The organism is Actinomycetota bacterium, from assembly GCA_018334075.1.
Classification (GTDB): Bacteria; Actinomycetota; Coriobacteriia; order Anaerosomatales; family UBA912; genus JAGXSC01.
Genome location: JAGXSC010000041.1, coordinates 1 through 3,182 on the forward strand (window position 1 = coordinate 1; position 3,182 = coordinate 3,182).

A 3,182-nucleotide genomic window follows, 5' to 3' on the forward strand; every position below is an offset into this window, starting at 1 on the left:
GGGCCCGGCCCTGGTCCACCGCCACGGCTGGCTGGTGCGCGAGCGCACCGAAGGCATGCAGGAGCGAGAGCTGTTCGCGCTGCCAGCCAGTCCGGAGCGCCTCCGTCAGGACAACACCTTACTGACCTCGAGCCTGGCTTATCCTCGAACGCTGCACGACCAGCTCGGCCCGTTCGACCACGAGGTCGGCAGCTACTTCGATTGGGACTGGATCTTGCGGGTACTCTCAGCCGGCTATCCGCTCTGCACTTTGGCTAGTCCTGGCATAAGCTACTTGGTCCATCAGCAGATGGTCTCGGATGACCTTACCAATCCCCGGCGGGTGGCCTACTTCGAGCGTTTCTGCGTTAAGCACGGACTGACTCTCACCAGCAAGAACCACGCGCTGCTGTTGGCGGAACAACGCTCCGGTTCACGGTAGACTCCGGCATGCACCCGTTCGACCAGATCACCCTAGCCGAGCTTCAGCGCCAACCCGGGGTCAAATGGCATCATTTTGATCCTGATGTTATCGCGCTGTGGGTGGCCGACATGGACTTCCCGGTAGCGCCCGAGATCGTTGCGGCGCTGCAAGAGCGCGCTGGCGGCTATCTCGGCTACTCGCTGGCCACGGGCGAACCCGGCCTGCTCGAGGCGATCCTTGAGCGGATGGCAGCGCGGTACGGCTGGAGACTGGGCACCGAAGAGCTCTGGCTCATTAACGGCGTCATCCCCAGCCTCTATCTGGCAGTCCTGGCGTGCAGCAGCGCGGGCGACGAGGTCATCATCCAGACGCCCATCTACCCGCCCTTTATCAGCGCCGTTAAGGACACCGGCCGGCTGCCGCGTTACAACCCGCTGGTAGTGGATAACGGCCAGTACCAAATCGATTTTTTACAGCTCGAGGCGCTCGTTACGCCAGCTACCAGAGTCTTGCTGCTCTGTCATCCGCATAATCCGACAGGGCGGGTATTCAACCGCAAGGAGCTGGAAAGACTGGCCGACTTCGTTTTGCGGCATAACCTGTGGGTCCTCTCCGACGAGCTGCACAGCGACCTGCTCTACCCCGGCGAGCAGCACCTTCCCTTGGCTTCGTTGCATCCTGAGATTGCGCAACGCACCATTACCGTGTTCGGCCCGACCAAGGCCTTTAACATCGCCGGCTTAAAGATCGGCATCGTCGTCAGCCAGAACGCAGCCTTGCTGGCTCGCCTCAAGCGGCACGCTCGCGGGCTGGTGACCGGCCCTAACGTGATGGCCCAGGTAGCCACCATGGCGGCCTATCGGCAAGGCCAACCGTGGCTCGAGCTGACCCTGCGCTACCTCGATGGTAACCGCCGCTTTTTAGGCGATTATCTGCCAAAGCACCTCCCCGGAGTGGGCTACTTGCCCCCCCAGGCTACTTATCTCGCCTGGCTCGACTTCCGGGCGCTAGGGCTCGGCGACAGGCTCTGCCAGATGCTCCTTAACGACTGCCGAGTCGGCCTCAACGACGGGCCGCAGTACGGCCCCGGCTTTGAGGGCTTCGCACGCCTGAATTTCGCCACACCACGGCATATCTTGGCTGAAGCGCTACATCGGCTGACGCGGGGGCTGGCCCCCTATCTGGGCTGAGGCGTGGCTTACGACTTCTACCCCGAGGCGCTTGCGGCGTGCCGCCGCTGCCCCCGCCTGGCCGACTACCGCGAGGAGGTAGCGCACCTTAAGCGCCGCCGCCAGGAGACCTATTGGGGCAAGCCGGTGCCCGGCTTTGGCGACCCCGAGGCTCGCCTCCTCATCCTCGGCCTGGCTCCCGGTGCGCACGGCAGCAACCGCACCGGGCGGATGTTTACCGGCGACGCCTCGGGCGACTTCCTCTATCCCGCGCTGTACCGCGCCGGGCTGGCCAGCCAAGCTAAGGCTACCCAGCAGGGCGACGGGCTTAAGCTCTACGGCGTCTGGATCACGGCAGCGTGCCGCTGCGTGCCGCCTGCCAACCGGCCAACCCGCGCGGAGCTAACCGCCTGCCGGGAATGGCTTGCACACGACCTGTTGGGGCTCCCCTATCTGCGGGTCGTCCTGGCTTTGGGCGCTATTGCCCACGACAGCCACCTTGAGCTCTTAAAAGCGCGTGGGCACACGCTCGCCAAGAAGGACTATGTCTTTGCTCACGGCGCGCTGCACCGGATCCCCGGCGGCCTGCCGCTTGTCGACAGCTATCACGTCAGCTTCCAAAACACCAATACCGGACGGCTGACACCTGCTATGTTCGACACCGTGCTACTCGAGGCCAGACGCTTGATGAGCGAGGCCTAGGCGCGTCGCGCTTTAAGTCGGCCTTCGGCTGGCCCGAGTGCGGTTCGTCCAAGGGGATAACACCTTCTGGTCAACAGGATTAACCTCGTCCTGAGGCCCAAAGCGCTACGGCACTCAGCCAGTGAACTCTCTTTGAGCGAGCCGCGTGTTAATCCAATGCACGATGTCTGCCAGCACTATCTCGCCCTTCTCATTAAAGATCTCATGGTAGAACCCCTCATAAACGCGCAGGGTTTTGTCGCTGGCGCCCGCCAGCGCGTGCAGGCGGCGGCTTCCCTCCGGCGCAGCAATTTTGTCGTCGCCGCCGTGGAGGATTAGCAGCGGCCGGGTAAGGCGCTCGGCTTGTGCTAACACCAGCGGTCCGGCACTTAACAGCACGTCCAGCATCCGCGCCATAACCTTGCCGCGATAGACCATCGGATCATCATCATAGGCGCTCACCACCGCCGGATCACGCGAAAGTAGGGCGGCATCGAGCGGCTTAACCGGCAGTCTCGGCGCTATCCAGCCCAACAGCCGCACCACCGCCCGCAGCCAGGGCGGAGCAGGCGTGGCGCTCAGCAAAAACGCGCCGCTGGTGATCAGCCCGTCCACACTCTGAGGGTAGTTCAAAGCGTATTGCAGGGCGATGGCCCCACCCATGCTATGCCCTAGCACGAACAGCGGGGCGGAATGCTCGGCCCGAACCTGGCTGATGAACTGCGCCAGGTCACCGACGCAGTCGGACAGCCTGCCGACTAGCGCCCGCTCCCCCTCGCTGTGGCCATGCCCGCGCTGGTCGAGGGCAAAGGTCGCTATGCCTTGCGCAGCTAGATACTCGGCCACCTGCAGATACCGGCCGCTGTGCTCGGCGTAGCCGTGGGCCACGACCACTATCGCGGCTAGGTGTTCGGGCAGCCAGGCCTGGG

4 protein-coding genes are annotated in these 3,182 nt (G+C 63.9%); 3 read left to right on the forward strand and 1 reads right to left on the reverse strand.

What is annotated here, in order from left to right; translation table 11 throughout:
- The 3 genes from KGZ89_04790 to KGZ89_04800 all read left to right on the forward strand — a co-directional run.
- On the forward strand, positions 1–421 hold a 421-nt coding region (locus KGZ89_04790; GenBank protein ID MBS3974166.1), incomplete at its 5' end, for a glycosyltransferase family 2 protein.
- Positions 422–429: 8 nt separating this feature from the next.
- A complete protein-coding gene (locus KGZ89_04795; GenBank protein ID MBS3974167.1) occupies positions 430–1,593 on the forward strand; it encodes a pyridoxal phosphate-dependent aminotransferase in 1,164 nt (387 codons plus the stop codon).
- Between the two features lie 3 nt (positions 1,594–1,596).
- Complete coding sequence (locus KGZ89_04800) at positions 1,597–2,274, forward strand: uracil-DNA glycosylase (GenBank protein MBS3974168.1); 678 nt, start codon at positions 1,597–1,599, stop codon at positions 2,272–2,274.
- Positions 2,275–2,388: 114 nt separating this feature from the next.
- Here the strand turns inward: KGZ89_04800 and KGZ89_04805 are convergent.
- Positions 2,389–3,182, reverse strand: a 794-nt coding sequence (locus KGZ89_04805; protein MBS3974169.1) for a lysophospholipase, incomplete at its 5' end; no start/stop codon positions are given.